This is a genomic window from uncultured Brachyspira sp., assembly GCF_944390595.1.
Taxonomy (GTDB): domain Bacteria; phylum Spirochaetota; class Brachyspiria; order Brachyspirales; family Brachyspiraceae; genus Brachyspira.
This window is the reverse complement of the sequence record NZ_CALXRN010000069.1, coordinates 1-3,969: the sequence shown is the minus strand read 5'-3', so window position 1 is coordinate 3,969 and position 3,969 is coordinate 1. Positions and strand designations below refer to the sequence as shown.

Here is a 3,969-nt window from a genome sequence, read left to right as displayed (position 1 = left end):
CAGAAGAACTTATAAAAAAAATACAGTTCTTAATCAAAAAAAATAATGTATCATTAGAAAATATAGAAATATTGGATGAACATTATTCCAATAAAAGTAAAGATTGGTGGGAGAGTATTTTAAAATCATTTTTAGATGAGAAGTACGCTGTAAAGGAATTAGAAAATACTAAAAATGAAGAGATGCCAGACTCTATAAGCATGAAAGGATGCAGTGTATTAAATGAAAATAAATTTATAACTTTGCTTGAAGATATTGTGCATGGAAGATTCGGATATGTTGCAAGATCAAAAGGCTTTATTAAATGCGGAGAAAATTATTTAAGGTATGATGTTGTGGGTGAAAGATATGCTGTTACCGGAGCTAATGAAAATGATGAACTTGAAATAGTATTTATTGGTAAAGATTTAAATAGAAAACTTTTAAGAGAAGAGTTTCAGCCTGTTTACAGAGATAATATCAAACATAAAGAAGAACATCATCATCACCATAATGATGAATGCCGTCATAATGAATAATAATTTTGATTAAGAACTATATATTGTTTATTATATCTTATAATAAAATATAATACTTTGCCTCAAAAAAACAATAAATATTTACACTGTATTTTTTATAAAAAATTATAATTTTTATTGACAATACTATCTCTTTTTACTATATTATTTAAATATAATTACATATCTTTATACAGTATAAGGACATTCTATGCGTATAAATCTTAATTTTGAACTTGAAAGCAATATTATAAACAAAGAATACAGATTAACAATCATAAGCTTTATTAAACATGCATTAGAAAAAAATTATAAAAATACTTATGATGACATTTATAATAAAAATACAAAAATGAAGGCATTTACATTCGGAGTATTTTTACCTGATGCTAAAATCAATGATAATAACATAGAAATTGCAAAAGCTGATAATGATAAAACATATATAAATGCAACATTCTCAATATTTGATAATAAAATCTTCATTGAACTTTATAACTCTTTTAACAGCATGATTAATAAAAAATATCCTAAGGATGAAAATACAAAAAGCGGTATTGTAATGACATTAAGAAAAATAACAATGCAAAATGAGAAAGTTATCAGCAAAAATAAAATATTAATAAAATTTTTAAGTCCTCTAATACTTCGAAATCATAACAGAGAAACCAATAAAGATATTTATTTAACTTTCAAAGATGAAAATTTTAACTCCATATTAAATCAGTCTGTAGAAAGAATTGCAAAAGAATTCAATTTTGAAAGCTCTGAAATAAAATTAATACCTGTAAAAACAACAGATGAAAACGGCAATATCATACAGGAAGAATCAAAAACAACGGTAGTACCATTCAAAGAAAATTTAATTAGTGCCTCTTACGGTAAATTCTGCTTGGAAGGTGACATTACTTTATTAAACAATCTCTATAAAACAGGAATAGGAAGCAGAAGAAGCGAGGGTTTTGGTATGTTTGAAGTTTTATAATTTTAATAAGGAAATTTTATTATGGCAAAAACAAAAGAATCTAATCAGCTTGAACTAAATTTAGAAGATAATAATACTAATCTAAACGATGAATATTTTGAAATTAATCTTGATACTTTCCTTTTCAATGCCGGTGTTATTGGATTTATCGAAGTGATGGAAGAATCAAAAGCTAAAAAAGGCGAAAGTTTAGAAAACAAAAAAGATTTTTATTTTGAAGGTCAAACATTATATGTTAATAAACAATTTTTATTAGATTTAGATTTTCCAAAATACTATTTAAAAACTATTTATAATAAATTTTATAAGAATACTACTTTATATCAAATATTAAATACAAATAAAACAGATTCAGAAAGTTTAAAAAAATATGATAATTTTTTAAAAAGAACAACTTTGATTACTATAGCTGATACATTAGAAGATAATAAAATAAAAGAATTATTATCAAATTATCAATCCGATAAGGATAATAAAGAAAACAATTTTAAAAATATAGTCTCATATATAAATAATAATGAAAAACTAAAATACTATTTATATATTGCCAGTATATTTCTTGATAAATTTAGTTTTATATTTAATAATATATATTTTTTAAGATATAATCCTTCTATTAATGGACATTATATAGCAAAAAATACTGATTTAGTAAAATCAATAAGTGACTACTATATTAAAATTAAAGAATATATAATTCAATTAAATAATAAAAACAATTATAAAGATAAATGTCTAATATGTGATTTAAATACTAATAAAAATTTAGATATGGCTTTTTTAATAGATATTGGAATTGCAGAAGGGAGAAAAGGCTCTGTTTATTGGAATTATAATTCTGATGTATTTATTTGTCCAATATGCTATATGATTTATTCCTGTTCACCTATAGGATTTATAAATATAAAAAATATAGTGGTATTTATAAATGATAATGACAGTATAGAATCTTTAATATCTATGAACATTCCCTTAAAAGCAGAGGAAGAATCAGATAATAATATTAACTATATAACATATAATACAATGATTAACAGAGCTTTAAAACTCAAAACTAAAGAACTTGACTCTATACAAGTAATAATAAGAAATGACAAAAAATATTCATTTAATACAGTTTCAAAAGATACATTAAAAATTATAAAAAATTGTGATAAATATTTAAGTAAAATATCAAAAAGTTATTTTAAATATGGCAAAGATGAATCATTAAATATTTATAGAGAGTGTATAGAAAATATTTTAAATAACAGAAATCAATATAGTTTAATATTAAGATTGCTAAAAAATATTGATAGCAAACAAGAAGGAAGCAACAATAAAATATTTTATTCTATAAATACAATATTTAATATATTAAAAATACAAATATCAAAAGAAACTTTAAAGGAGAATAATATGAATGAAAAAATCAATTACGCACATATCGCATGCAAATCAGGATACGATATCAGAAAAGAATTAATTAAGAAAAATAGTGATGCTGAATCTGATGATAAAAAAAATAATGAAGAAGCTGATAATAAATTAAGAGGATTAGTATATAAATTAATAAATGCTGTAAGTACATCAAATAGAGATTTATTTTCTACTAATATAGCAAGACTTTATACAAGTCTTAATTTACCAATACCAAATATATTAAGCAGAATTTTTATAAGCGATGAAGATTTCAAAAATATAGGCAATGCTTATATTTTCGGTCTTAAAGGTGCTTTTTATGATAAAACAGAAAATAATAATAAAGGAGAAGAATAATGGAAAATAAAGGATTAACATTAAGTATTATTTTTGACGCACAAAGTGCAAATTATGGAGAGGGTGCTAATAATTTTTCAGCATTAAAAAGATTAACTAGAGGAGATGGAAACAGCTACAGCTACATATCAAGACAGGCATTAAGGTATAACATAATAGAACAGTTAAAATGGGATAATACTCCTACATCTGATAAAAATACTGTTGCCCAGTTTGAAAAAGATACTTCTATAAAAGATTATCCGGAAATAGATTTATTTGGATATATGAAAACTGGAGATAATAGCATTAATAAAAGTTCTAATACAAGAAATGCCGTTGTTAGATTAAGCAATGCTGTTGCTTTAGAAAGTTATAACTCTGATTTAGACCTTCTTAATAATATGGCAATTGCTAACAGAAATAATTTAAAAAACGAACTTGTACAAAGTGAAGTACATAGATCATACTATGCATATACTGTAACTATAGATTTGGATAAAGTTGGAATTGATAAAGTAGTAAAAAAAATTAATAAAGGGAAAGAACCAGATATAGAAGAAATAGCAATAGATAATAAAGAAAAAGCAAAAAGAATCAAAGATTTATTAAATGTATTAAAGTTCTTATACAGAGATATAAGAGGAAGGAGAGAAAATTTAAGTCCTATATTCATAATAGGCGGAGTTTATAATATAAAAAATCCTTTCTTTGAAAACAGATTAAAAGTTAATAAAAATAATTTGGAAA

General features: G+C 23.1%; 4 protein-coding genes. All 4 read left to right on the top strand.

Annotated elements, in window-relative coordinates:
• The coding region (locus Q0J90_RS03740; RefSeq protein ID WP_297276631.1) for a GTP-binding protein at positions 1-518 on the top strand (518 nt) is incomplete at its 5' end.
• A 190-nt stretch (positions 519-708) separates the two neighbouring features.
• On the top strand, positions 709-1,482 hold the full coding sequence (cas6, locus tag Q0J90_RS03735) for a CRISPR-associated endoribonuclease Cas6 (protein ID WP_297276630.1): 774 nt from the start codon (positions 709-711) through the stop codon (positions 1,480-1,482).
• Between the two features lie 21 nt (positions 1,483-1,503).
• Positions 1,504-3,240 (top strand): Cas8a1 family CRISPR/Cas system-associated protein, encoded by a 1,737-nt coding sequence (locus Q0J90_RS03730; RefSeq protein ID WP_297276629.1) that lies wholly within the window; start codon positions 1,504-1,506, stop codon positions 3,238-3,240.
• Positions 3,240-3,969: type I-B CRISPR-associated protein Cas7/Cst2/DevR (cas7i, locus tag Q0J90_RS03725; protein WP_297276628.1), on the top strand; the 730-nt coding region annotated here is incomplete at its 3' end. The genes Q0J90_RS03730 and cas7i, both read left to right, overlap by 1 nt.